The following is a 23,785-nucleotide window of genomic DNA, read 5'->3' as shown; positions in this document are numbered from 1 at the left end:
GGACCGTCTGTGACACTTGGACCCATGGCCATCCATGAAGATCTGCTGGGGGGACCGCCCCCGACCCACCTGCCCGACGACCCCGAGCCGCGTGAGCTGCTCGCGGCCGGGACGGCGCCCGCCGAGGTCGCCGCCAAGTATCCGACCTCCTCGCTGGCCTGGGCCCAGCTCGCCGACGACGCCTTCGAGAACGGCCGCGTCGTGGAGTCGTACGCATACGCGCGCACCGGCTACCACCGTGGCCTCGACGCGCTGCGGCGCAGCGGCTGGAAGGGCCACGGCCCCGTGCCCTGGGAGCACGAGCCGAACCGTGGCTTCCTGCGTGCCCTGCATGCGCTCGCCCGCGCCGCGCAGGCGATCGGTGAGCAGGAGGAGTACGAGCGCTGCTCGACGTTCCTGCGCGACTCCTCGCAGACGGCGGCGGACACGCTGAGCTGATGCATGTATCCGAAGGCCCGTATCCCCTGTCTTGATCACGGGGTGCGGGCCTTTCGGCGTGCACGGTCACCCACGGATGTCGCGCCTGGCCCTACGACGAGGACGGGACGCACATCACAGGCCCGACGCTCTGACCCGGAAAATGCCCCTCGGCTTATGATGCCGGTGGGGACCGGGGCTCCCGAGCCAACAGGAAGGGGCGGACCGCTACCCGGACTCGTCGAGGAGACAGCGATGTCACATGACGCGGCCCCGAACCTGGATTTCGCGGGCACCACTCCCTATGAGGACTATGTCCAGGCGGACGTTCTCACCCACCTCCAGAAGACGCTCTCGGACGACCCGGGAGAGATGGTCTTCCTGGTCACCACCCAGGTGATGGAGCTCTGGTTCACCGTCATCGTCCACGAGTGGGAGACGGCCGCACGCGCCCTGCGCGAGGATGACCTGCCCGTCGCGCTCGCCGCCCTGAAGCGCAGCACGTGGGAGCTCGAATCGCTCAACGCCTCGTGGAAGCCGCTCGCGCAGCTGACCCCCGCGCAGTTCAACGCGTACCGCAGCGCCCTCGGCGAGGGCTCCGGCTTCCAGTCCGCGATGTACCGGCGGATGGAGTTCCTGCTCGGTGAGAAGTCGGCGTCGATGCTGGTGCCGCACCGCGGTGCGCCGCGCGTGCACGCTGAGCTGGAGAAGGCGCTGCACGAGCCGAGCCTGTACGACGAGGTGCTGCGGCTGCTCGCCCGGCGCGGGCTGCCGGTTCCGGCGTCGGTTCTCGATCGGGACCTGTCGCAGAAGTACGAGCCGTCGGAGGAGATCGAGAAGATCTGGGCCGCGGTGTACGGCGCCGAGGATCAGGACACCGAAGTGGTCCGTCTCGGCGAGGCGTTGACCGATGTCGGCGAGCTGGTCTGGCGATGGCGCAACGACCATCTCGTCGCGACGCGGCGGGCGATGGGCTCGAAGGCGGGGACGGGCGGTTCGGCGGGCGTTGCCTGGCTGGAGAAGCGGGCCCGTAAGAACGTCTTCCCTGAGCTGTGGACGGCGCGCAGCCATGTCTGAGTCACTGGCCCAGAGGGCCGCGGCGCTGGACGCCGCAGATGAACTGGCCGGGGTGCGCAAGCTGTTCGCGCTCGACGAGGTCGTGTATCTGGACGGGAACTCGCTGGGCGCACTGCCCGCGCATGTACCCGCGCGGGTCGCCGATGTGGTGACCCGGCAGTGGGGCGAGCTGCGGATCCGCTCGTGGAACGAGAGCGGCTGGTGGACGGCGCCGGAGCGGATCGGCGACCGGATCGCGCCGCTGGTGGGGGCGCGGCCGGGACAGGTGGTCGTCGGTGACTCCACAAGTGTCAACGTTTTCAAGGCGGTTGCCGGGGCGGTACGGCTGTGCGGGGACGACTCCCGTACGGACATCGTCTGCGACGCGACGACGTTCCCGACGGACGGCTATATCGCCGAGTCTGCGGCCCGGATGACGGGTAAGCGGCTGGTGCCGGTCGACCCGGCGGACCTCCCGTCGGCGCTCGGGCCGGGCACGGCGGTCGCGCTCGTCAACCATGTCGACTACCGCACGGGCCGCCTGCACGACCTGCCGGCGCTCACCGCGGCGATCCACGAGGCGGGCGCGCTCGCGGTCTGGGACCTCTGCCACAGCGCGGGCGCGCTGCCCGTCGGCCTGGACGAGCACGGCGTGGACCTGGCGATCGGCTGCACGTACAAGTACCTGAACGGCGGTCCCGGTTCACCGGCGTATCTGTATGTCGCCGAACGGCATCAGGCGGCGTTCGACTCCCCGCTGCCGGGCTGGAACTCGCACGTGGACCCCTTCGCGATGACGCCCGGCTTCGAGGCGGCGAGCGGAGCGGTCCGTGGACGGGTCGGGACGCCGGACATCCTGTCCATGCTGGCGCTGGAGGCGGCGCTCGATGTGTGGGACGGAGTCTCGATCGACTCCGTACGGGCGAAGAGCCTGGCGCTGACGGACTTCTTCCTGGAGTGCGTGGCGTCGTACGTGCCCGAGGGGGCGGTCACCTCGCTGACCCCGGTCGAGCATGCGTCGCGCGGCAGCCAGGTCGCGCTGCGGTGTGCGGATGCGCCGTCGGTGATGGAGCGGCTGATCGCGCGGGGCGTGGTCGGGGATCTGCGGCGGCCCGATGTGCTGCGGTTCGGGTTCACGCCGCTGTATGTGGGCTTCGCGGACGCGGAGCGGGCGGCGGCGGTGCTTGCGGAGATCCTTGCCGTCTGACGCTGCGACGAGCTGATCGGCGGGGACTGGTACCGTCCCCGCTGATCAGGTCAATTCCGCCGATCCGTCGGAAGGTTGGAGCGCAATGCCGGACCCCGTCGACCCCGTCGCCCGTGACGCAGCCGAGGCCGAGTCGGTGTTTTCGCATCCCGCCGTCGCGCCGGACGTGTCCGTCGCGTACGGGGAGCATCCCGACCAGGTCGTCGACTTCTACGCACCCCGCGGCGGGCAGGCCAGTGCCCCGCTCGTCGTCGTGCTGCACGGTGGGGCCTGGCGGGCCGCGTACGACCGGCAGCATGTCACCCCGTTCGCGGACTTTCTGGCCCGCCGCGGGCTGGCAGTGGCCAATGTCGAGTACCGGCGGGGGCGCGAGATTCCGCAGCAGCGCGGGAGCGGGCCCGTCGCCGGACGGTGGCCGGACACGTTCGACGACGTCGCCGCGGTGATGGACGCCCTGCCCGATCTCGCGCGGAAGGCGCTGCCGCAGGCGGACGTCCGGCGCACCGTTGTGACCGGGCACTCCGCGGGCGGGCAGCTCGCGCTGTGGGCCGCCGCGCGGCAGGTGCTGCCCGTCGGGTCGCCGTGGCGCCTCGCCGCGCCGCCCGCGCTGCGCGGGGTCGTCGCGCTCGCCCCGATCGCGGACTTCGCGCAGGCCGTCGAGCTCGACGTATGCGGCGGGGCGGTCGTCCAACTCCTCGGTGGTGAGGCGGAGTTCGAGGCGCGAAGTGTGCACGCCGACCCGGCCGCGCTGCTGCCGACCGGTATCGCGACCGCCGTCGTGCAGGGCCGCACCGACATTGTCGTGCCGTACGCCGTCTCCGAGGCGTACGTCGACGCCGCGGCGAAGGCCGGGGAGACCGTCGGGCTGACCCTCCTCGAAGAGGTCGGGCACTTCCCGCTCATCGATCCGGCCGCCGACGCGTGCGCGGTCGTCGCCGACGAGATCGCTCAACTCGCCTGGTGAGAGCCCGGACTTGCGGACAGAGGCTGACCGCAAGTCTTTCTACGTTGTTCTCATGACGAATCCCGAGAACATCCTCGTGACCGGAGCCACCGGAACCGTCGGCCGCCAGGTCGTCGCCGAGCTGCTCAAGCTCGGCCACTCCGTGCGCGCCCTCACCCGCGACCCCGCGAAGGCCGACTTCCCGGCCGGTGTCGAGGTCGTGCAGGGCGATCTCACCGACCCCGACTCCCTCGTGCCCGCCCTGGAGGGCGTGACGGGCCTGCATCTGATCACCTTCGGCGGGGCCTACTTCGCCCCGCTGGAGACCGGCCCGCGGATTGTGGAACTGGCCCGCGAGGCGGGCGTACGCCGGGTGACCGTGCTGCACGGCGGCGGTCCCACGCTGCTCGAGGACGCCGTCCGCGCCAGTGACCTGCACTGGGCGGTGATCATGCCGGTCGAGTTCATGTCGAACGCCCTGGCGTGGGCGGACGGGATCAAGGACGACGACACGGTGCGCGAGCCCTTCACCGACCGGCTCAGCGCCATGGTCCACGAGGGAGACATCGGTGCCGTCGCCGCGGTCGCTCTCACGGAGACCGGCCACGGCGGCCAGGAGTATGTGATCACCGGGCCCGAGGTGCTGACCCTCAAGGACAAGGTGGACGCGCTGGCCGCGGCCCGGGGACGGAAAATAGCGCTCGTCTCGATGACTGAGGACGAGGCCGTCGAGCAGTGGCGGGCGGCGGGCCACCCGCAGGAGGTGATCGGCTTCCTGCTGGACGCGTACGGGAACACCCCGGCCGTCGGCCGTACCGTCGTCGACACCGTGCAGAAGGTCACCGGACGCCCGGCGCGGACCTTCGCGGAGTGGGCGGCCGAGCACGCGGACGCGTTCCGCCCGTAGGGCGCGCCTGACCAGGAAGTACCGCAAGCAGACGGGGGTAGTACTCAGGACGGACGCGGCAGGATCCGCAGCGATGCTGACGACCGCGTCCGTCCTTCCGCTTACCGTTCTGTACGTGACCGAGATGAACCGCAGCCCCGAGTACCGCCTGGCCGTGGGCGCCCTGAGCGGCCTCCGCCAGGACCTCTTCCACGATGCCTTCGCCTACCGGCCGCTGCCGCCCATGCGCACGGACGGGCCGCTCACCCGCCGGCTCCCGGGCCGGATACGCGACTACGCGGCCTGGACGCCGCATGCGGCGGTCGGCGCCGTGGCGATGTTCACGCTGCTCCTGGCCTACGGCGGCGAGGGCGTAGGACCGGCGTTTGTGCTCACCGGGTTCATCCCGGCGGCCGCCGTGGTGATGACGCTGCTCAGGCCGGTCGGCGCGTGGTGGCTCTCGCTGGCGTCGACGCCCCTGGGCGTCACCGCCGACTTCGTCGGTGACTGGCCGTGGACGCCCAGCGGCTTTGTCTCGCATCTGGCGGTGATGACCGTGGTGGCACTGCGGACCCGGCCGCGGACCGCGGCCTGGATGTGGCTGCTCACCGCCGGATACGGCCTGTTCGCCGAGGTCGTGCTCTCCCGGGGCTTCAGCTCCAACATTCCGGAGATGCTCTTCGTCGCCGCGCTGGTGCTGTTGGTGGTGACCGTGTGGCACGTACGCCGCGAGGCCAAGGAGGAAGTCGCGGCCCAGCAGACGGTGACGGCCGTCGAGCGCGACAAGCGCACGCTGCTGGAGGAGCGCACCACCATCGCGCGTGAGCTGCACGACGTGGTGGCCCACCACATGTCGGTGGTGGCGATCCAGGCGGAGGCGGCGCCGTACCGGGTGGAGAACCCGCCGCCCGAGCTGGAGCGGGCGTTCGCCACGATCCGGGAGAACGCGGTGGCCGCGCTGACCGAGCTCCGCCGGATCCTCGGAGTCGTACGGGCCGAGGACTACCAGGCCCCGGACGCACCGCAGCCGGTGCTCGGCGACCTGGACAGCCTGCTCGCGAATGTCCGTGACGCGGGCCTGGAGGCGGAGAAGACGATCACCGGCGCGGTCCGGCCGCTGCCGCAGGGCGTGGAGCTCTCGGCGTACCGGATCGTCCAGGAGGCGCTCAGCAACGCGCTGCGGCATGCGCCCGGGGCGACCGCGAAGATCGAGATCAGCTATGTCCTCGGGGGCCTGGGCCTGCGGATCGTGAACACCGCGCCCCAGGGCCTGGTCAAGCCCTCACCGGGCGCCGGGCACGGCATCACGGGCATGCGGGAGCGTGTGACGATGCTGAACGGCGAGATGACAGCGGAGCCCACGGACGAGGGCGGCTACGAAGTCACCGCCTACATTCCCGTCGCCGCGACCGAGCCCGCCTCCGAGGAGACCTCATGACGATCCGCGTCCTCATCGTCGACGACCAGATCATGGTCCGCGAGGGCTTCTCGGTCCTGCTGAACGCGATGCCGGACATCGAGGTCATCGGCGAGGCCGTCAACGGCCGCGAGGCGGTCGCCAAGGTCGCCGAGCTCGCACCCGACGTGGTCCTGATGGACATCCGTATGCCGGAGCTGAACGGCATCGAGGCGACCCGCGAGATCGTCGCGGCGCACGGCGAGTCCAAAGTGCTGGTGCTGACGACCTTCGATCTCGACGAGTACGTGTACCAGGCGCTGCGCGCGGGAGCCTCCGGCTTCCTGCTCAAGGACGCGTCCGCGCGCCAACTGGCCGACGGTGTACGGGTGGTGGCGGCCGGCGAGGCACTGCTGGCCCCGACGGTGACGCGCCGCCTGATCACGGAGTTCTCCAAGCTCTCCCAGAACCCGCGCCCGCCCGCGCTGGCGCAGGTCGGCGACCTCACGGAGCGCGAGACGGAGGTCCTGGTGCTGATCGCGCAGGGCCTGTCGAACGCGGAGATCGCCTCGCATCTGGTGGTCGCGGAGTCGACGATCAAGACGCATGTGAGCCGGGTGCTGGTGAAGCTGGGGCTGCGGGACAGGACACAGGCGGCGGTGTTCGCGTACGAGGCGCGCTTGGTGACACCGGGCTGACTTTTCCCCTCCCCGCCCTCCCCCGGACTCCGTCCGGGGGACCCCCAACCTCCCCGGGCTGCGCCCGGGCCACGGTCGGGGCTCCGGCCGAACCCCGCGGCCCGGGGCTTTCGCCTCGGCCGGCGAAGCCCCCCACGCGGCGGAGCCGAAAATGTCACGGCCGGGAAGGGACGGGGTGAGGGAAGAGCCCTCCTCCCGGTAGCGTCCACCTATGGCAGAGACGTTCGACCCCTGGTCACCCACCTTCCTCGCCGACCCCTACGCCGCCTACGCCGAACTCCGCGCCCGCGGCCCCGTGCACTACTACGAGCCCACCCGGCAGTGGCTCGTACCCCGTCACGAAGATGTCTCGGCCCTGCTGCGCGACCGCCGTCTCGGCCGGACGTATCTGCACCGCTTCACGCATGAAGAGTTCGGGCGGACCCCGCCGCCCGCCGCGCACGAGCCGTTCCACACGCTCAACGACAACGGGATGCTGGACCTGGAGCCCCCGGACCACACTCGTATCCGTCGTCTGGTCTCCAAGGCGTTCACGCCGCGCACGGTCGAGCGCCTGAGCCCGTACGTCCAGACGCTGGCCTCCGAGCTGGTGGGCGCGCTCGTCGCGGACGGCGGCGGTGATCTGCTGACGGCCGTCGCCGAGCCGCTGCCGGTCGCCGTCATCGCGGAGATGCTGGGCGTCCCGGAGAGCGACCGTGCGCAGCTGCGGCCGTGGTCGGCGGACATCTGCGGGATGTACGAGCTGAGCCCGTCCGAGGAGACGGCGGCGAAGGCGGTCCAGGCGTCCGTCGAATTCTCCTCCTACCTACGGGAGTTGATCGCCGCCCGCCGCAAGGAGCCGGGCGATGACCTGATCTCGGGCCTCATCGCCGCGCACGACGAGGGAGACCGGCTCTCCGAACAGGAGATGATCTCCACCTGCGTCCTGCTCCTGAACGCGGGCCACGAGGCGACGGTGAACGCCACCGTCAACGGCTGGTGGGCGCTCTTCCGCCACCCCGAGCAGCTGGCGGCCCTGCGCGCCGACCGCTCGCTGCTGTCCACAGCTGTGGAGGAGCTGATGCGGTACGACACCCCGCTCCAGCTCTTCGAACGCTGGGTCCTCGACGACATCGAGATCGACGGCACGACGATCCCCCGGGGCTCCGAGGTCGCCCTGCTCTTCGGCTCGGCCAACCGCGACGCGGACGTCTTCGCCCAGCCGGACACCCTGGACCTGTCCCGCGAGGACAACCCGCACATCTCCTTCAGCGCGGGCATCCACTACTGCATCGGCGCGCCCCTGGCGCGTATCGAACTGGCAGCATCCCTGGCGGCCCTGCTGGACCAGGCCCCGACGCTGCGCCTCGCGGCCGAGCCGGAACGCAAGCCGAACTTCGTGATCCGCGGTCTCCAAGAGCTGCGCGTCGAGCTGTAGACCTTTCCTTAGCCCACTTCGGTCATCGTCTCCGGCCGTTCGTGGGACGGGTGCGCTGCCCCGGTTGCGGTTGCCGGTCCCTTCGGGCACCTATGCCTCGCGCCGGGTGACCCGGCAGACGAGAGCTAGCGGGGGCCGGACATCCGGCTCGACCCGCTCGGACAGGAGACAACAGCATGCTCAAGATGCGAGCGACTCGGGCTGCGTGGCGCCGTTGGGCGCCGGTGGTGACCGTGGCGGTCACCGCGGCCACGGCCGGAGTGGTCTCGGCCGCCCCCGCCTCGGCCCAGACCATCGTGTTCTGCCCCACCCAGAACCTCCAGACCGCAATCAACGCAGCGGCCCCGGGGGCGACGATCGTGGTCGGAGGGACCTGCGTCGGCAACTTCACCGTCAACAAGAGCCTCAACCTCGTCGGCTTCGGCGGGGCGACCCTGAACGGCAATGCCGCGGGTACGACCCTGACAGTTAGCGGAAACACGGCCACGCGAGTGCAGGTCAACAATCTGAGCATCGCCAACGGCAGCGCCTCCGACGGGGGAGGCCTGTTCAATGGCGGCGCCACGGTGACACTGAACAGCGTCACGGTGCGCAACAGCACCGCCAGCAATTACGGCGGCGGCATCGCCAGCACCGGAGTGCTGACGCTGAACAACTCCACGGTGCGCGACAACACTGCGGCGGCGGGTGGCGGCATTCTCAACAACGGCACGATGACGACGAACCGTTCCACCCTGCGCACCAACACCGCCAGCCAGGGCGCCGGCGGCCTTCTGAACGCCGGCATCTCGCGGCTGAACTACTCCGCGGTGACGGGGAACATCTCGAATGGCGGCGCCAACACCGGCGGCGGAATCTACAACCTCTTTGGTTCGGTGTTCCTGCTCGCCACCAACGTCAGCGGCAACACCCCGAACAACTGCACCCCGGCCATCGCGGGCTGCACCGGCTGACCGGACAAGCCCGGCGCCGGGCCGACGGCCTCACAGGCCCTCGGTCCGGCGCCCGTCAGGTCTGCATGTCCCGGCGCCGCAGGCCCACCAGGCCGCCCGCCACCAACACCACCGCCAGCGCCGTCAGCGTCAGCACCGGGGCCCACTCCATCTCCGGGCCCGGCAGCTTCGGCAGATGCCCGAACGGCGACAGGTTCATCACGGACTGCGGCAGGTTCAGCGCCGGGCCGATCCAGCCGAGGGCGAGCGCGATGCCCGACGCGCCCCAGGCGGCCGCCGCTGCCTTCGGGACGACTCCGTGCAGCAGTGTCGCGAGCCCGCCGAACACCCAGATCGCGGCCAGCTGGACCAGGCAGGCGCCGAGGATCGGGCCGAAGTCCTTGCCGTAGCCGATGGCCAGGCCGAGGCCGCCGAGCACCATCAGCAGCGCCGCGCCACCGAAGGCGATGACCAGGTGGCCGGCCGCCCAGCGGGTCCGGCCGACCGCGTTGGCCAGGATCGGCTCGGCGCGCTGTGCCGTCTCCTCGCCGTGCAGCCGCAGCACCGCCTGCACCACATACAGGGCCGCGACCATGCCGAGCATGCCGACCATCGCGGCGAGGAAGGCGTCGGTGAGCCCGGACTGCCCGCCCATCCGCTCGAAGATCTCGCGGGTGTTCTCGCTGTCGCCGACCAGGTCGGCCGCGCTCTCCGCCATGCCGCCGAACATGACGCCGGCGGCCAGGAACCCGGTGCCCCAGCCCAGCAGGCTGCCGCGCTGCAGCCGCCAGGCGAGAGAGCCCGCCGTCGCGAGGCTGCCTTCGGCCGGACCGGGCCGTGTGGGCAGGAAGCTCATGCCGATGTCGCGCCGCCCGGCCAGGACGAAGGCGATGACGCCCTGCGCCGTGACCGCCCCGGCGAACAGCAGCAGTACCCACCAGTGCTCGTCGGCGAAGGCCCGCATGTTCTCGGCCCAGCCGACCGGCGAGAGCCAGGTCAGCACGGACGAGCCGTCGTCGGCCCCGGCGTCGCCCGCCGCCCGCAGGACGAACGCGAGCCCGAGCACGGCCGCCGTGAGTCCCTTGGCGAGCCGTGCGCTCTCGGTGAGCTGCGCGACGATGCCGGCCATGGTGGCGAAGAGCATGCCCAGGCCGCCGATGACGAGCCCGAGCGCCAGTGCGCCGTCGCGGCCCTCGCCGCCGAGCCCGGCCGCGATGAGCAGGGCCAGCGCCGCGTTGGCGATGAACGCCGTGAGCAGTGCCGCGGTCAGTGGGGCGCGCCGGCCGACCATGGCCGCGGAGAGCAGCTCCTGACGGCCGGTCTCCTCCTCCTCGCGGGTGTGCCTGACCACGATGGTCAGGCTCATGATCCCGGCCATCAGCGCGCCGAAGGTGACATAGCGCCAGGCCGTGATGCCGCCGATCGAGTCGCTGAAGACCGGTCCGTACAGGGCGCGCAGCGAGCCGTTGGCGGACATCGTGTCGACCAGGCGCGAGCGGTCGGCCGCGGTGGCGTACAGGGATTTGAGGGAGTCGGGGGCGCTGGAGATCGCGCCGCCGAGCACGAGCACCCAGAGCGGCATCATGACCCGGTCGCGGCGCAGCGCGAGCCTGACCAGCGCGCCCGTGCCCGCCAGCGGACGGGAGCCGCCGGTCCGCGGGGCGAAGGCCGCGGCCTGAGCAACGGCGGTCATCGCGACATCGCCTCTTCGGGTGCGTAGTGCCGCAGGAACAGCTCCTCCAGGGTGGGCGGGGTGCTGGTCAGCGAGCGGATCCCCGACTCGGTGAGTGAGCGGAGCACGGCGTCCAGCTTGTCGGTGTCCACCTGGAGCTTGACGCGCATTCCCTGTACGTCGACGTCGTGCACGCCGGGCAGTTGGGCAAGCCCGTTCGGTGCGCCTGCGAGCTCCGCGGTCACGCTCGTACGGGTCAGATGCCGCAGCTCGGCGAGCGAGCCGGTCTCCACGGTCCGGCCGTTGCGGATGATGCTGACCCGGTCGCACAGTGCCTCGACCTCGCTCAGCACATGGCTGGAGAGCAGGACGGTACGGCCGCGGTCCTGCTCCTCCTCGACACAGCTCTGGAAGACCTCTTCCATCAGCGGGTCGAGTCCGGAGGTCGGCTCGTCGAGGATCAGCAGATCGACGTCGGAGGCGAAGGCGGCGACGAGGGCGACCTTCTGGCGGTTGCCCTTGGAGTACGTACGCCCCTTCTTGGTGGGGTCGAGTTCGAAGCGCTCGACGAGGTCCGCGCGGCGCGCCTTGTCGAGACCTCCGCGGAGTCTGCCGTAGAGGTCGATGACCTCGCCGCCGGAGAGGTTCCGCCACAGGGTGACATCGCCCGGTACGTACGCGATCCGGCGGTGCAGCTCGACCGCGTCGTTCCACGGGTCCCGGCCGAGCAGCTGGGCCGCGCCGGAGTCGGCGCGCAGCAGTCCGAGCAGGACCCGGATGGTGGTGGACTTCCCGGCGCCGTTGGGGCCGAGGAAGCCGTGGACCTCACCGGTCTCGACGGCGAGGTCGAGGCCGTCCAGCGCATGCGTCCGCCCAAACGACTTGTGCAGTCCGGCGACGGTGATTGCCTTCGTCATGTTTCTGAACGTACGCTACTTTCACAAAGTTGCGAAGTTAAGGAAGCGTATAAACTCGCGGTGGGGTGCCGGCCAGGGGAGATGATCGGGCGATGACCAAGGCAGAGAAGACCGGCAAGGCCGACACGGCCGAGAGCGGCAGAGACGACGAGACGGTCTCGCGGTTCGTCGAGCGGTTCGCGGCCCAGCTCGTCGAGGCCGGGATGCCGCGCATGCCTTCGCGGGTCTTCGCCGCTCTGCTCGCCTCCGACGCCGGGACGCTGACCTCCGCCGAGCTCGGCGAGCAGCTGCGCATCAGCCCGGCCGCGGTCTCCGGCGCGGTGCGCTATCTGGCGCAGCAGCACATGGTCTCGCGCGAGCGTGAACCCGGTTCACGGCGCGAGCGCTATCGCGTGCACAGCAATCAGTGGTACGAGGCGCTCACCAACCGGGACGCGGTCCTGAAGCGCTGGGAGGACGCGCTGCGTGAGGGTGTCACGAGCCTCGGGCCGGACACTCCGGCGGGACGGCGGCTGGCGGAGACGGTGGCGTTCTTCGAGTTCGTCCACGGGGAGCTGGTGGGGCTGATGGAACGGTGGAGTGTCCGCCGTGAGGAACTCTTCGGCCAGGGCCGCCCATAGGGGCAGCCCCGGCCTAGCCACCCCCCGCCGCGCCCGCCGTCGACGGCAGGGTCAACCCCCACGCCCCCGGCCGCAGCGTCCACGTCCGCGTCCGGACCGGGCCCGTGATCAGTGCGTCCGCCCGGTAGCGGAAGTCCGCGCCCGACACCGTCACCGTGAGGGCCCGGGCCATCACCGGCTCCGTGTGGGCCCCGTGCCGCACCGTCACCTCCGCGCGCCCGCCACCCGCCCGCACCGTGACACCCTCCACCAGCCGGTCCATGTCCGTCAGGAGCACCCCGTCCGCCTCCACCCGCAGCCGGTGCGTGCGGACCACCGGCGCGGGGACCGGGCGGACCAGGGTGCGGACCAGCGAGCGGCAGGTGTCCCACACGGAAGCACCGCCCGCGCCGTTCGCGGCAGGTGCCGCCACCGGCCCCGCCGCCGCCGGGATCGCCAGATCCCCCAGCACCACCCCGTCGCTCTCGTCCACCAGCAGATCGAGCCGCCGTACGACCCCGTCGAGCACCGCCCGCGCCGCCGCGACCGCTCCCCGCGGCACGCCCAGCGCATGCGCCAGCTCTACGGAAGGCCCGACCGGGACCATCGCCAGCGCCCCGTCGCCGAGCCAGCGGTCCCGGTGCAGAAGGGCCACCGCCCGCAGCAGCGTCCGGTCGTCACCCACCACAACCGGCCGCCGAGACCCCCTGCGGGCCAGTGCCCGCGCGAATTCCTCCGGCCCCTCAGGGAGGCAGATCTTCGCCTCCGACCCGCCACACAGCACATCTTTCGCGATCCGCACGGACTCGCCGTCATTTCGGCGGGCGACCGGGTCGATGACCACCAGTAGCTGGTCGTGAGCCGACACCTCGGTCCTTCCTCGGGTAGCATCTTTGTGCAAGAGCCCCTTGCGCTATTGCGCCAGGGGCTTCGTCTATTCCGGGGCAACCGGTCCGAAGACTCAGGTACGGCTCAGGCCCCCTGACCTTGGTCTTGCCCCGCCCGGAAGGGGTGTACGCCTGTGCCCGCACTTGTGCTGCTCGGTGCTCAGTGGGGTGACGAGGGCAAGGGAAAGGCCACCGACCTGCTCGGTGGATCCGTGGATTATGTGGTGCGCTATCAGGGCGGCAACAACGCCGGCCACACGGTTGTCGTGGGCGACCAGAAGTATGCGCTGCATCTCCTCCCTTCCGGAATCCTCTCGCCGGGATGTACCCCGGTCATTGGCAACGGCGTCGTCGTGGACCCGGCGGTTCTGCTCTCCGAGCTGAGCGGGCTGAACGACCGTGGCATCGACACGTCCAAGCTGCTGATCAGCGGTAACGCCCACCTGATCACTCCGTACAACGTCACCCTCGACAAGGTGACGGAACGGTTCCTCGGTACGCGGAAGATCGGCACGACCGGCCGCGGCATCGGCCCCACCTACGCCGACAAGATCAACCGCGTCGGCATCCGCGTCCAGGACCTCTACGACGAGTCGATCCTGGAGCAGAAGGTCGAGGCGGCGCTGGAGTCCAAGAACCAGCTGCTCGCCAAGGTCTACAACCGGCGCGCGATCGAGGCCGGGAAGATCGTCGAGGAGATGCTCCAGTACGCGGAGCAGATCAAGCCGTTCGTCGCGGACACCACACTGATCCTTAACAACGCGATCGACGAGGGCAAGGTCGTCCTCTTCGAGGGCGGCCAGGGCACGCTTCTCGACGTCGACCACGGCACGTACCCCTTCGTCACCTCGTCGAACCCGACCGCGGGCGGCGCCTGCACGGGCGCGGGCGTGGGCCCGACGAAGATCAGCCGGGTCATCGGCATCCTCAAGGCGTACACGACGCGCGTCGGCGCGGGCCCGTTCCCGACGGAGCTCTTCGACGAGGACGGCGAGGCGCTGCGCCGCATCGGCGGCGAGCGGGGTGTGACCACCGGCCGCGACCGCCGCTGCGGCTGGTTCGACGCGGTCATCGCGCGCTACGCGACCCGGGTCAACGGCCTGACGGACTTCTTCCTCACCAAGCTGGACGTGCTGACCGGCTGGGAGCAGATCCCGGTGTGTGTCGCGTACGAGATCGACGGCAAGCGGGTCGAGGAACTGCCGTACTCCCAGACCGACTTCCACCACGCGAAGCCGGTGTACGAGTACCTGCCCGGCTGGTCCGAGGACATCACCAAGGCGAAGACCTTCGCGGACCTGCCCAAGAACGCGCAGGACTATGTGAAGGCGCTGGAGGAGATGTCGGGCGCGCCGATCTCGGCGATCGGTGTCGGTCCGGGCCGGACCGAGACGATCGAGATCAACTCGTTCCTGTAGCAGGGATACGGACAAGGGGCGCCCCGGATGCTTCGGGGCGCACCCCGTCGTCCGTTCAGGGGTGCTCGAAGGCCTGCAGTACGCCGCCGGCGGCGAAGCACAGCGCGCCGGTGAGCGTCCCCCAGTAGGCCACATCGGCGCTCACCAGGTCGCCTGTTCCCGGCACGGTGAAGTCCGCCAGCGCCGAGACCATGAACAGCACGGACCCCAGCTGGTTGACGGCCACGATCCACCAGCCGAGGTCGTGCACGCGCAGGCTCGCCCGCCCATGGCTCACCTCGGCCAGAGCCAGCTGACCGGAGATCAGGAAGAGCACGCAGCCGATGATGTCGGGTGCCCAGATCAGCCGGTTCGTCTGCTGGGTGGTCAGCCCTTGAAGGAACGAGTCGAGCAGGTTGACTCCGAACACGAGCGTCCCGGCGAACAGCAGGAACGTACTGAGCCAGTCGATCCGCATCGGTTCGTAGCTCCACCACCGCCAGGGGACGGGCTCCAGTGTGTCGGAACCGGCGCGCCGGCGAGGCGCGTTGACGGCCTGAAGCAGGGAGGCGTAGCCGCCCGTGTTGAAGAACAGCCCTCCGGCGAAGAAGACCGACACGCCTGCCGTCGCGCTGCTCGATGTGAGAGCGAACGCGGCGCCGAGCGCGAACAGCGTGCCGCCGATCGAGAACGCCACGGCGGCGACGGTGTTGAGCCTGCGCAGCCGCCGGAGGGACTGCGTGTCCGCCGGATGCAGGACGGCCTCGGCGTCCTCGGTGGCCCGGACCTTCAGCACACCGAGCTTGCGCACCGCTCGCGACTCCCAGACCGCGATGTCGCCCTCGGCGTTGCGCCAGGTCAGCTTGGTGGTGAACGGCCCGGCGCCTTCGGCGAGCTCCTCGGTGCGACTCACGCGCGCCAGCGTAGAGCGCGCCCGCCGGGAAGCGATGGAGGCACCTGCGCAGAGCCATGTCACCGGCACCTCGTAGGCTCCCGCCCATGAGCGACGGGGAATCCGGCAGACGGGTCATAGACGGGCGCTTCGAGCTGGAGGCCCGGCTCGGTGGCGGCGGCATGGGCATGGTGTGGCGAGCACGCGATCTGGTGCTTGACCGGGCCGTGGCCCTCAAGGAGGTGCGGCCGCCCGATCCCGGGCTCGCCGAGTACGACCCGCAGGCCGCGGCGATGCTGCGGGAGAGGGTGCTGCGGGAGGCGCGGGCGCTCGCCCGGGTCGACCATCCCCATGTCGTGACCATCCATCACGTGGTGGACGGCGGCGAGCACATCTACCCGTGGCTCGTCATGGAGCTGGTGACCGGCGGATCGCTTCAGGACCGGCTGGACAAGGGGCCGATGGAACCCGTCGAGGCCGCCAGGATCGGCCGCGACGTGCTGGCCGCACTGCGGGCCGCGCATGACGTCGGCATCCAGCACCGTGACGTGAAGCCCGCCAACGTCCTGATGCGGCCCGACGGGCGCCCCGTCCTCACCGACTTCGGCATCGCGGCGATCCGGGAGTCGACCTCGCTGACCGTGACCGGGTCGATCATCGGCACGCCCGACTACATGGCGCCGGAGCGCATCTCCGGTGACGAAGGCGGCCCCGGCTCCGACCTGTGGTCGCTGGCGATGATGCTGTACGTCGCCGTCGAAGGGAACCATCCGCTGCGCAGGGGGACGACGCTGGCGACCTTGGCCGCCGTGCTCAAGGAGGAGCTTCCGCCTCCTCGCCGCGCGGGTGTGCTCACCGCGGTACTGGCAGCGGTCCTCGTCAAGGACCCGGCCGCGCGGCCGACCCCGGAGACCGCCGACCGGATGCTCGCGGAGGCGGCTCAGGGCACGGCAAGTGCTCCTGGCGGGACCGGCGGGACCACGTCGTACCGGCTGACGCCCCCGCCGGGACCGGCGACCGCGCCGCCCGCACCGGCCGGGTTCGGGCCGCCGATGGGCTTCGGACCCGCGACTCCGCATGATGCCGTGCCGGGCCCCATGGGGCCGCCGACCCCCTACCCGGCGGGCCCCACACGGCAGACGCCGCCCCATCCCGCTCGTGCGCGGCGCCGGGCCGCGATCGCGGCGTCCGTGGTCGGGACCGCGCTGACCGGCGTCCTGGTGTGGACCCAGCTGCCGGACGGTAGCGAGAAGAGCGGTGACATGACGTCGAATTCCCCGGCCGGCCCCGCCGTCACCGGGTCGCGGACGCCGACTCCCACTCCCACGCCGTCGAGAACCGCCGAGACGAGAAACCTGCTGACACCGGACGGTATCCGCGCGGCCATCAAGGAACTGAAGGCGAAGACGGGCACCGACCAGGTGGGCCGCTTCGTCGTGTACCCGGAGTACATCTCCGTCGAAGCGATGGTCAAGGGCAGCAGGACCAAGTACGACAGCTACACCTACCGGGTCGGCGAAGGCGTCACGCAGGACTCGATGAAGGGCACACTGTCGGGAGGCGATCTCCCGGTCAGCACGGACGCATTCGACTGGGACGTCCTCCCCGCCCTGCTGAGCAAGGCGGAGAAGGAACTGAAGGTGAAGAACCCGACCACGCGCTACCTCGTGATCCGGCAGCCCAACGACGTGTTCGACACCCCGGCGGGTATCGGCGTCTACATCGGCGACGAGTACGACACCGGCTACTTGGACGCCGACCCCAAGGGGAAGGTGACCCGCGTGATGCCGGCCGGGAGCTGACCTGCCCGGGGGCGTACCGCCTTCTTGGGGACCCGTCGTTACGGACGCCGGTACTCGCGGGGCGAGTTGCCCGTGTCGAGGAAGGACCGGGTCAGCGTGGAGCCGCTCACGGTCAGGACCGACGACCCGGCCGCCGCGCAGTCGCCGCTCAGCACACGGGAGGGACCGATCACGAGGCGGTCCCCCGCCGAGAACAGCTCGGCGTCCGACGTACAGGTCGCGCCGTCCGTCGTGGTGGTGAACGTGACGACGCTGCTGCCCACGGCACCCTGTGACACGGTCAGCCGCTGCGCACCCTTGGAGCCGCTCAGCGACCGCTCCCACGAGCCCAGGAAGCTCGCCTGGACCCGGTCGGAGCCCGCCTTGCGCAGAGTCGAGGTCCGGCCGCCGCTCGCCGTCCACGCGAGGGTGCCGTCGGAGCGCGCCGTCAGGGTCTGCTCGCCGATGGCGGAACACTTCCCGGCGGGCGTGCTTGCGGTGACACCGGTGTCGATACGGATCGAACCACCGCCTGCCGCAAGCAACTTGCCGGTGCCCTTGCACAGATAGCTCTCGCCCACGCTGATGCTCGCGACGACCGTGTCGCCGACCTTGCCGGGGGAGAGGGTGATGCGGCGCTGGGAGCCGGTGTCCGCGCCGTCGCGGTAGACGCTGCCGGTCCAGGTCCCGGCATACGCGGCGGGCAGTGCGGCCGGTACGGCGGGCTTCCCAGGCTCACCCGGCTTCTTGCCCGCCGGGTCCTTGGCCGCAGGGTCCTTCGCATCGGCGCTCGAGCCGCTCCCGGGCTCGGACGACGACAGCGACTCCCTGTCCTTGTCCCGTCCTGCCGCGCCGGGCGCTCCGGTGGTCTGCCCGCCGCCTCCCGGCCGGCTGCTCACCGTGTCGCCGTCCCCGCGCAGCAGAGTGACGGCGGTGAAGGCCGAGCCCAGCAGCGCGGCCACGGCAACTCCGGCGATCACCACGGTCCGCCGGGAGCGCTTGCGCGCCTGGGGGCTGGTACCGGTGGTGTCGGGTGCGTCGGCGCCCGTGAGGCTCGCCTGTACCCAGGAGCCGTAGGGGGCGGCGGCCGCGGGGGGCCCGGGGGTCCCGGGTGCCGGGGCGCCGTACGTGCCAGGAGTGCCAGGAGTGCCGGGGGCGCGGTACGCGGGGGTGCCAGGAGTGCCGGGTGCGGGGGCGCCGTACGCAGGAGTACCGGGGGTGCCCGGCGACGCAGGGGTGCCGTATGCCGCTCCACCCGCCTCCGGCGCCGGTGGGTTCGCCGCGGCGCCCCTCGCCGGTGTATCGGCGTCCAGCAGCGACACCGCGTGCTGCCCGAGTTCCGCGATCAGCGCCGCGGGCAGCCAGGGTGCGGCCGGGTCGGCAGGGCGCGTGCGCTCCACGATCTGCTCGGGCGTCGGCCGCTGGGCCGGGTCCTTGGCCAGACAGTCCGCGATCAGCTGCCGCAACTCCCCGTCCACGCCGCTCAGATCGGGCTCCTCGCTCACGATGCGGAACATGACCGAGTGGATCCCGGTGTCGGAACGCCCGAACGGCAGCCGCCCGGTCGCCGCGTACGCCAGCACCGAGCCCAGCGAGAACACATCGCCTGCGGGACCGACCCGCTCGCCCTGGATCTGCTCGGGCGACATGTAGCCCGGCGACCCCACCACCACGCCGGTTTCGGTCAGTCCCTCGGACGGGTTCTCCAGCGCGCGGGCGATGCCGAAGTCGATGACCCGAGGACCGGCGATGGTGACCAGTACGTTGGACGGCTTCAGATCCCGGTGGACGAGACCGGCCCCGTGCACGCTCCGCAGCGCGCCGGCCAGACCGTACGCCAGTGTCCGCACCGACTCCTGAGGCAGCGGGCTCTTGCGTACGACGTGCAGCAGCGAGGGTCCGGCGACGTAACCGGTCGCCACCCACGGCTCCGCCGCCCCGGTGTCCGCGTCCAGCACGGGCGCGGTCCACTCCCCGCCGACCCGGCGCGCGGCGGCCACCTCCTGCCGGAACCGGTCACGGAACTCCGGCTGCCCGGCGAGCTCGGCCTTGATGAGCTTGACGGCGACCGTACGGCCGCCCGCGGAACGTGCGAGGTAGACCCGCCCCATCCCGCCCTCGCCAAGGCGGCCGAGCAGCCTGTACTCACCTATGGAGGGCGGATCCTGGGGCGTGAGCTGTTCCATGCCGCGAAGCCTACGCAGTCAGCCCTCGCCGCAGATCCTCAGCCCCTTGGGCGTCGCGCACGGCAGATGGCCGTGCGTGCGGATGACGTCCTGTCCGTTCCCGCGGCTCATATAGCCGAGGAAGCTGGACGCCAGCGAGTCCGCCGGCGGCTGCCCATAGGTGTACGCGTACTCGATCTCCCGGTACGGGTACGCGCTCTCGCCGATGTCGTCCACCGACGGTGGATCCCCGTCGATGCTCAGCCGGTGCAGACCCTTGAGCCCGGACCCGGCACGCAGTTCGCTGTAGCCGATGGCTCCCGGCAGCCTCGCCACCGTGTTCAGCACCTGTTCCGTGCTGTCGAGTTCGCAGCGCACGACCTTCGCCTCGCCGTCGTCCTTGCTCTCGCAGTCGCGTGAGGAGTTCGCGGGCTCGTTCCGCAGCAGCACCCGGCGCTGGAACACTTCACGCGTACCGGAGTTGGCGTCCCTGCTGACCAGCCGTACGGCCATGTCCGGGCCGCCCAGCTGCTTCCAGTTGGTGATCTCGCCGCGGTAGAGCCTGCGGATGTCGCCGGTCGACAGATTCCGCACCGGCACCTTGTCGTTGACGACGAGCGCGAAGACGGAGACGGCGACGCTGTCCTCGCGCAGCTGCGGATAGCCGCCCGGCTTGGGCCCGTCGGCGAGGGCGATCAGCGCGGGGGAGCCCTTCGTGGACTCGGCGCCCGCCTCCGCGAGTGCTCTTATCCCGGCGGTGCTGTCGTGCGCGTCGACGACGACGGTGGAGCCTTCGCAGTCCTTCTCGTACTTCTTCGCCAGCTCCTTCACGACGGGCGCGAACGCGGTCGAACCGGTCAGCCTCAGCGTGCCCTTGGCGCAGCCGATCGGGGGCCGGGTGTCGTCCCGTACGACGATGATCGTGGCGAGCGTGACCACGCAGACGGTCAGTAGCACGGTGATCCACCGGGCCGCCCGGCTGAACAGCGGGGGCTTGTCGTCGGGCGTCGTACTGCGGTTGGGCATCACATCGCCGTCGCGGATGCCACCGGTGACCTTGACCTCGCAGCCGACGGGCCCGCCGGTGAGCAGCACGAGCAGCTTGAAGTGCTGGCCACGGTTGAGCGGGACCCGCGGCAGATGGATCGTGCTGCCGCTGTGCCGCATCCCCGCCGCCGGGGTGAAGTGGTCCATCAGATGCTCGGCGCCGGGCGGCTGGGTGACGGCGATGGCCCGCACGGTCCGGTCGATGAACTCGGCCGTCAGGCCGTGGACTTCACGTCCCGTGTAGTCGTTGTCCGCGATGCCCTGCGAGCCGTCGTTCTCGATGCGCAGCAGGACGAGCGTGGCGTCGGACATCTCCGGGGCCTCGTTGAACAGCCCGAGCCGGAAGTTGGGCCGCCCGGCGCGTACGTCGCTGCCGATCGGGGTGTCCAGCTGTACGCGGTACCCGATGCGCTTGCGCCGCGGCACCCGGCGCTCGTACCAGAGCACGGCCACGGAGGCCAGGATGCCGAGCACGGCGGTGAGCACGGCCACGATGTTCTCGGCGCTGAGCCACTCCACGGGGTCTTCTCCTCGCACTCTTCGCGGGGGGCCACCGTAAGAGGGGTGCGGAGGGAGGGAGCGTGGCTTGGGGGTACGGACGCCGGATGTTCGCCGGTCGTTCAGGAGGCGACGTGCCTCGGGTGAGTGGTCAGCCCGCCTTCGTGTACGTGAGCGGCGCGCCGCCCGAACCCACCAACTCGCGGACGATCGTGGTGTCGTTCGGCATGTCCAGGCGGCTCCACTGGCCCGGTGAGCACTGCTTCGGGTCGCCCGAGGTGACCTGGGTCGGGCCGAGTTCGAGGGGTGGGCCCGAGGCGCGGAGCGTGGCGGACCAGGCGCAGTCGTAGTTCGGGCCGATACCCGAGAGGGTCATCACCTGGGTGCCCGTCGTGCCCTGGGTGATCGTCATCGTGCGCGTGTTGCTGCCGTCGGCCGTGTCGAACGTCGCCCGCCAGGTGCCGACGTACTCCGCCGGGACGCCGCCCTGCTGGGTACCGGGGGTCGTCGGGGGCGTGGTGGAGGGGGTGGTGGAGCCCGGGGTGGTCGGGGTCGTCGGCGACGAGGTCTTCGGGCCCGGCTTGCCGTCGGCCGACGACTTCTTGCCGTCGTCGCCCATGAAGGCGTACACCGAGCCGCCCGCCCCGACCGCGACCAGCAGGGCGACCGCGATCAGCATGACCGTGCCGCCCTTCTTGCGGGACGGGGGAGCGGATGCGGGCATGGGCTGGTAGTAGTGCGCCGGCTGGTACGGCATCGGCGGGCCGTGCTGGACCTGGGCCGAGACGTGCGGGTAGCCGTACGCCGGCAGCGGAGGGGGCGGTGTGGGCAGCGGCGTCGGGCCGGGTGGTTTCGGGGCCGAGGTCATCGTCGGCGGCTGCTGAGGGGCCGGAGCCTGCGGCTGTTCCACCTCAAGCAACTGCACGGCGTGGCGGCCGAGTTGGGCGATCAGCGCGCCCGGCAGCCAGGGCTCGGCGGTCGCGTCGGAGGTGGTGCGCTCCAGGATCTCCTCGAGTGCGGGGCGCGCCCCGGGGTCCTTGTGCAGGCAGTCCCGTACGAGATCGAGCAGGCCCTCCGGGAGGGCCTCCAGGTCCGGTTCCTCCTGCGCGATGCGGAACATCAGCGCGTGCACCCCGCTGTCCGCCGAGCCGAACGGGAGCCGGCCCGTCGCCGCGAACGCGAGGACCGAGCCGAGGCAGAAGATGTCACAGGCGGCGGTGACGCGGTCGCCGCGTACCTGCTCGGGAGCCATGAAGCCGGGCGAGCCGACGAGCGCGCCGGTGCGGGTCAGACCGCCGTCGGTGACCGTCTCCAGGGCGCGGGCTATGCCGAAGTCGATGACACGGGGGCCGTCGATGGTGATGAGGATGTTGGACGGCTTGAGGTCACGGTGGATGAGCTCGGCGCCGTGGATGTTGCGCAGGGCGTGCGCGAGACCGGAGGCGAGGATACGGACGGAGCGCTCGGGGAGGGGGCCGTGGTCGCCGGATACGACGCTGTGCAGGGCGGGCCCGGCGATATAGCCGGTGGCGACCCAGGGCACGGGCGCCTCGGTGTCGGCGTCCAGGACGGGCGCGGTCCACTCGCCGCCGACGCGCAGCGCGGCACGTACTTCCTGGCGGAAGCGGTTGCGGAACTCCTCCTGCTCGGCGAGTTCCTGGCGTACGAGCTTGACGGCGACGGTGCGGCCGCGGTCGTTGCGGGCGAGGTAGACCTGGCCCATGCCACCCGCGCCGAGCCGGGCCAGCAGACGGTACTCGCCGATGTGCCGTGGATCTCCTGGTGCCAGAGGCTCCATCGCCGCGCGCCCTTCCCCCGTACCGCTTCGTTCGACGGACCGAGGATAGTGCGCGCGGGGCACCCCCTACAGGCCAGGATCCGACGTGACCGGCCCGAGACTGTCGAGGGCCTTGGAGAGCTGCTCCAGGATCCGTGCCGTTTCGGCGAACTGCTCGGGGCCCAGCGCCTCGGCGAGGCGGGCGGCCAGCTCCGCATGTCCGGGGTTGATGCGCGCGATCGCGGCACGGCCCTCGTCGGTGGGGCGCAGCAGTTTGGCGCGGCGGTGGGCGGGGTTGGGTTCGTACGCCGCGAGGCCCCGCTCGACGAGCAGGTCGGCGATCCGCTGCACGCTCTGGCGCGTGATGCCCATGTCGCGGGCGATCCCGGCGACGGGCAGCGGCTGGTGCAGTACGGCTCCGATGACCTGCCACCAGGCCGCGGTCAGCCCGGCGGGTTTCGCCAACTCCTCGGAGACGGCGAGGAATTGGCCGTTCAGCCGGAAGACGCCGAGGGCTGTGCGGCTGAGCAGGTCCTGTTCCTCGCGGCTCATGAGTTGAGGACCGCGAAGGCGGAGGCGTCGGAGTCGTGGAACAGCCGGTACCAGGCGTCGAGCTTCTCGCCCTCGTACACACCGAGCTCGGCGAAGACCTCGCGGGCGAAGGCGACGGGCTCGGTGGGGCCCGCGGTGATCAGGCCGCGGTCGGTGACGGCGTCGGCCTCGCGGTAGTGGTCGCCGCCCTTGTAGCCGGTGGCGTCGAGGTAGAAGGAGACGGCGCTGGTGTGATCGCGGTCGTCGAGCAGCCCTTCGCGGGCGAGCCCGGCGGTGGCACCGCAGATGGCGGCGACGGGGACGCCGGCAGCGAGGAAGGCGCGAGCCTTGGCGGCGAAGGGGGCGAGATCGTCACCTGTGTCCCAGAGGTGTGCGCCCGTGAGGATGAGCAGGGCGCTGTCCTGGGGGTCGAGGTCTGAGAGGGCGAGATCGGGCTGGATGCGGACGCCGCCCATGGTGGTGACGGGGTCGGTGGAGGGGCCGACGGTGCGGACGGTGAAGCCGTTCTGGGTGAGGTGGGCGGTGGTGTGGCCGGTCTCCCAGTCGGCGTAGGTGTCGTAGACGGCGAGATGAACGGTGCGGTTGTTCATGGCGTCCTCCTTGGCTTGATGACAGCAGCCTGTCATATGGACAGCATGCTGTCAATGTC

General features: G+C 71.1%; 21 protein-coding genes. 12 read left to right on the top strand and 9 right to left on the bottom strand.

What is annotated here, in order from left to right; all coding sequences use genetic code 11:
* The first annotated feature begins 24 nt into the window (after positions 1 to 24).
* From ABZS64_RS04085 to ABZS64_RS04045, 9 genes are all read left to right on the top strand, one after another.
* Positions 25 to 438: a DUF3151 domain-containing protein gene (locus tag ABZS64_RS04085; RefSeq protein ID WP_355822872.1), complete on the top strand. Its 414-nt coding sequence runs from the start codon at positions 25 to 27 to the stop codon at positions 436 to 438.
* A 234-nt stretch (positions 439 to 672) separates the two neighbouring features.
* A complete protein-coding gene (locus tag ABZS64_RS04080) occupies positions 673 to 1,494 on the top strand; it encodes a tryptophan 2,3-dioxygenase family protein (RefSeq protein ID WP_355822870.1) in 822 nt (273 codons plus the stop codon).
* Positions 1,487 to 2,680 (top strand): kynureninase, encoded by a 1,194-nt coding sequence (kynU, locus tag ABZS64_RS04075; RefSeq protein ID WP_355822868.1) that lies wholly within the window; start codon positions 1,487 to 1,489, stop codon positions 2,678 to 2,680. Before ABZS64_RS04080 ends, kynU begins: the two co-directional genes overlap by 8 nt.
* 85 nt (positions 2,681 to 2,765) lie before the next feature.
* Positions 2,766 to 3,644: an alpha/beta hydrolase gene (locus ABZS64_RS04070; RefSeq protein ID WP_355822866.1), complete on the top strand. Its 879-nt coding sequence runs from the start codon at positions 2,766 to 2,768 to the stop codon at positions 3,642 to 3,644.
* A 52-nt stretch (positions 3,645 to 3,696) separates the two neighbouring features.
* On the top strand, positions 3,697 to 4,530 hold the full coding sequence (locus ABZS64_RS04065) for an NmrA family NAD(P)-binding protein (RefSeq protein WP_355822864.1): 834 nt from the start codon (positions 3,697 to 3,699) through the stop codon (positions 4,528 to 4,530).
* A gap of 73 nt (positions 4,531 to 4,603) precedes the next feature.
* A complete protein-coding gene (locus ABZS64_RS04060) occupies positions 4,604 to 5,947 on the top strand; it encodes a histidine kinase (RefSeq protein ID WP_355822862.1) in 1,344 nt (447 codons plus the stop codon).
* Positions 5,944 to 6,603 carry a response regulator transcription factor gene (locus ABZS64_RS04055; protein WP_355822860.1) on the top strand — a complete coding sequence of 220 codons (660 nt, stop codon included), beginning with the start codon at positions 5,944 to 5,946 and terminating at the stop codon, positions 6,601 to 6,603. The genes ABZS64_RS04060 and ABZS64_RS04055 overlap by 4 nt, the downstream gene beginning before the upstream one ends.
* A gap of 211 nt (positions 6,604 to 6,814) precedes the next feature.
* Positions 6,815 to 8,020 carry a cytochrome P450 gene (locus ABZS64_RS04050; protein WP_355822858.1) on the top strand — a complete coding sequence of 402 codons (1,206 nt, stop codon included), beginning with the start codon at positions 6,815 to 6,817 and terminating at the stop codon, positions 8,018 to 8,020.
* Positions 8,021 to 8,253: 233 nt separating this feature from the next.
* On the top strand, positions 8,254 to 8,973 hold the full coding sequence (locus ABZS64_RS04045; RefSeq protein WP_355822856.1) for a hypothetical protein: 720 nt from the start codon (positions 8,254 to 8,256) through the stop codon (positions 8,971 to 8,973).
* Between the two features lie 55 nt (positions 8,974 to 9,028).
* On the opposite strand, the gene ABZS64_RS04040 is transcribed toward ABZS64_RS04045, so the two are convergent.
* Positions 9,029 to 10,645, bottom strand: coding sequence for an ABC transporter permease (locus tag ABZS64_RS04040; protein ID WP_355822855.1), 1,617 nt, complete (start codon positions 10,643 to 10,645; stop codon positions 9,029 to 9,031).
* On the bottom strand, positions 10,642 to 11,541 hold the full coding sequence (locus ABZS64_RS04035) for an ABC transporter ATP-binding protein (protein ID WP_355822853.1): 900 nt from the start codon (positions 11,539 to 11,541) through the stop codon (positions 10,642 to 10,644). The genes ABZS64_RS04040 and ABZS64_RS04035 overlap by 4 nt, the downstream gene beginning before the upstream one ends.
* Before the next feature lie 92 nt (positions 11,542 to 11,633).
* Between ABZS64_RS04035 and ABZS64_RS04030 the strand changes: the two genes are divergently transcribed.
* Complete coding sequence (locus ABZS64_RS04030) at positions 11,634 to 12,161, top strand: MarR family transcriptional regulator (RefSeq protein ID WP_355822851.1); 528 nt, start codon at positions 11,634 to 11,636, stop codon at positions 12,159 to 12,161.
* A gap of 13 nt (positions 12,162 to 12,174) precedes the next feature.
* On the opposite strand, the gene ABZS64_RS04025 is transcribed toward ABZS64_RS04030, so the two are convergent.
* Positions 12,175 to 13,008, bottom strand: a complete 834-nt coding sequence (locus tag ABZS64_RS04025; protein ID WP_355822849.1) for a diacylglycerol kinase — start codon at positions 13,006 to 13,008, stop codon at positions 12,175 to 12,177.
* Between the two features lie 153 nt (positions 13,009 to 13,161).
* Here ABZS64_RS04025 and ABZS64_RS04020 point away from each other — a divergent pair, with 153 nt between their 5' ends.
* A complete protein-coding gene (locus ABZS64_RS04020) occupies positions 13,162 to 14,445 on the top strand; it encodes an adenylosuccinate synthase (protein WP_355822847.1) in 1,284 nt (427 codons plus the stop codon).
* 55 nt (positions 14,446 to 14,500) lie between these two features.
* Here the strand turns inward: ABZS64_RS04020 and ABZS64_RS04015 are convergent, their stop codons facing one another.
* The gene (locus ABZS64_RS04015; RefSeq protein WP_355822845.1) at positions 14,501 to 15,337 is read right to left on the bottom strand and encodes a hypothetical protein; all 837 of its coding nucleotides are present in this window, start codon (positions 15,335 to 15,337) and stop codon (positions 14,501 to 14,503) included.
* Between the two features lie 86 nt (positions 15,338 to 15,423).
* Here ABZS64_RS04015 and ABZS64_RS04010 point away from each other — a divergent pair, with 86 nt between their 5' ends.
* Positions 15,424 to 17,118, top strand: a complete 1,695-nt coding sequence (locus ABZS64_RS04010) for a serine/threonine-protein kinase (protein WP_355822843.1) — start codon at positions 15,424 to 15,426, stop codon at positions 17,116 to 17,118.
* A gap of 38 nt (positions 17,119 to 17,156) precedes the next feature.
* On the opposite strand, the gene ABZS64_RS04005 is transcribed toward ABZS64_RS04010, so the two are convergent.
* The 5 genes from ABZS64_RS04005 to ABZS64_RS03985 all read right to left on the bottom strand — a co-directional run bounded on the left by ABZS64_RS04005 (position 17,157) and on the right by ABZS64_RS03985 (position 23,726).
* Entirely contained in the window at positions 17,157 to 19,283 is a 2,127-nt protein-coding gene (locus tag ABZS64_RS04005) for a protein kinase (protein WP_355822841.1), read from the bottom strand.
* A gap of 18 nt (positions 19,284 to 19,301) precedes the next feature.
* Positions 19,302 to 20,828, bottom strand: a complete 1,527-nt coding sequence (locus ABZS64_RS04000; protein ID WP_355822839.1) for a substrate-binding domain-containing protein — start codon at positions 20,826 to 20,828, stop codon at positions 19,302 to 19,304.
* A gap of 130 nt (positions 20,829 to 20,958) precedes the next feature.
* Complete coding sequence (locus ABZS64_RS03995; RefSeq protein WP_355822837.1) at positions 20,959 to 22,605, bottom strand: protein kinase; 1,647 nt, start codon at positions 22,603 to 22,605, stop codon at positions 20,959 to 20,961.
* 66 nt (positions 22,606 to 22,671) lie between these two features.
* A complete protein-coding gene (locus tag ABZS64_RS03990; protein ID WP_355822835.1) occupies positions 22,672 to 23,136 on the bottom strand; it encodes a MarR family transcriptional regulator in 465 nt (154 codons plus the stop codon).
* The gene (locus ABZS64_RS03985; RefSeq protein ID WP_355822833.1) at positions 23,133 to 23,726 is read right to left on the bottom strand and encodes a DJ-1/PfpI family protein; all 594 of its coding nucleotides are present in this window, start codon (positions 23,724 to 23,726) and stop codon (positions 23,133 to 23,135) included. Before ABZS64_RS03985 ends, ABZS64_RS03990 begins: the two co-directional genes overlap by 4 nt.
* Positions 23,727 to 23,785: the final 59 nt, after the last annotated feature.

The sequence above is a fragment of the Streptomyces sp. NPDC005408 genome, assembly GCF_040606445.1.
In the GTDB taxonomy this organism is placed as follows: domain Bacteria; phylum Actinomycetota; class Actinomycetes; order Streptomycetales; family Streptomycetaceae; genus Streptomyces.
The sequence above is the reverse complement of the archived record's forward strand: the minus strand, read 5'-3'. Positions and strand labels throughout refer to the sequence as shown.

Coding starts and splice junctions, on each gene's coding strand:
- ABZS64_RS04085 (WP_355822872.1), top strand. CDS start 25: ATGGCCATCCATGAAGATCTGCTGGGGGGACCGCCCCCGACCCACCTG.
- ABZS64_RS04080 (WP_355822870.1), top strand. CDS start 673: ATGTCACATGACGCGGCCCCGAACCTGGATTTCGCGGGCACCACTCCC.
- kynU (WP_355822868.1), top strand. CDS start 1,487: ATGTCTGAGTCACTGGCCCAGAGGGCCGCGGCGCTGGACGCCGCAGAT.
- ABZS64_RS04070 (WP_355822866.1), top strand. CDS start 2,766: ATGCCGGACCCCGTCGACCCCGTCGCCCGTGACGCAGCCGAGGCCGAG.
- ABZS64_RS04065 (WP_355822864.1), top strand. CDS start 3,697: ATGACGAATCCCGAGAACATCCTCGTGACCGGAGCCACCGGAACCGTC.
- ABZS64_RS04060 (WP_355822862.1), top strand. CDS start 4,604: ATGCTGACGACCGCGTCCGTCCTTCCGCTTACCGTTCTGTACGTGACC.
- ABZS64_RS04055 (WP_355822860.1), top strand. CDS start 5,944: ATGACGATCCGCGTCCTCATCGTCGACGACCAGATCATGGTCCGCGAG.
- ABZS64_RS04050 (WP_355822858.1), top strand. CDS start 6,815: ATGGCAGAGACGTTCGACCCCTGGTCACCCACCTTCCTCGCCGACCCC.
- ABZS64_RS04040 (WP_355822855.1), bottom strand. CDS start 10,645: ATGACCGCCGTTGCTCAGGCCGCGGCCTTCGCCCCGCGGACCGGCGGC.
- ABZS64_RS04035 (WP_355822853.1), bottom strand. CDS start 11,541: ATGACGAAGGCAATCACCGTCGCCGGACTGCACAAGTCGTTTGGGCGG.
- ABZS64_RS04030 (WP_355822851.1), top strand. CDS start 11,634: ATGACCAAGGCAGAGAAGACCGGCAAGGCCGACACGGCCGAGAGCGGC.
- ABZS64_RS04010 (WP_355822843.1), top strand. CDS start 15,424: ATGAGCGACGGGGAATCCGGCAGACGGGTCATAGACGGGCGCTTCGAG.
- ABZS64_RS04005 (WP_355822841.1), bottom strand. CDS start 19,283: ATGGAACAGCTCACGCCCCAGGATCCGCCCTCCATAGGTGAGTACAGG.
- ABZS64_RS03995 (WP_355822837.1), bottom strand. CDS start 22,605: ATGGAGCCTCTGGCACCAGGAGATCCACGGCACATCGGCGAGTACCGT.
- ABZS64_RS03990 (WP_355822835.1), bottom strand. CDS start 23,136: ATGAGCCGCGAGGAACAGGACCTGCTCAGCCGCACAGCCCTCGGCGTC.
- ABZS64_RS03985 (WP_355822833.1), bottom strand. CDS start 23,726: ATGAACAACCGCACCGTTCATCTCGCCGTCTACGACACCTACGCCGAC.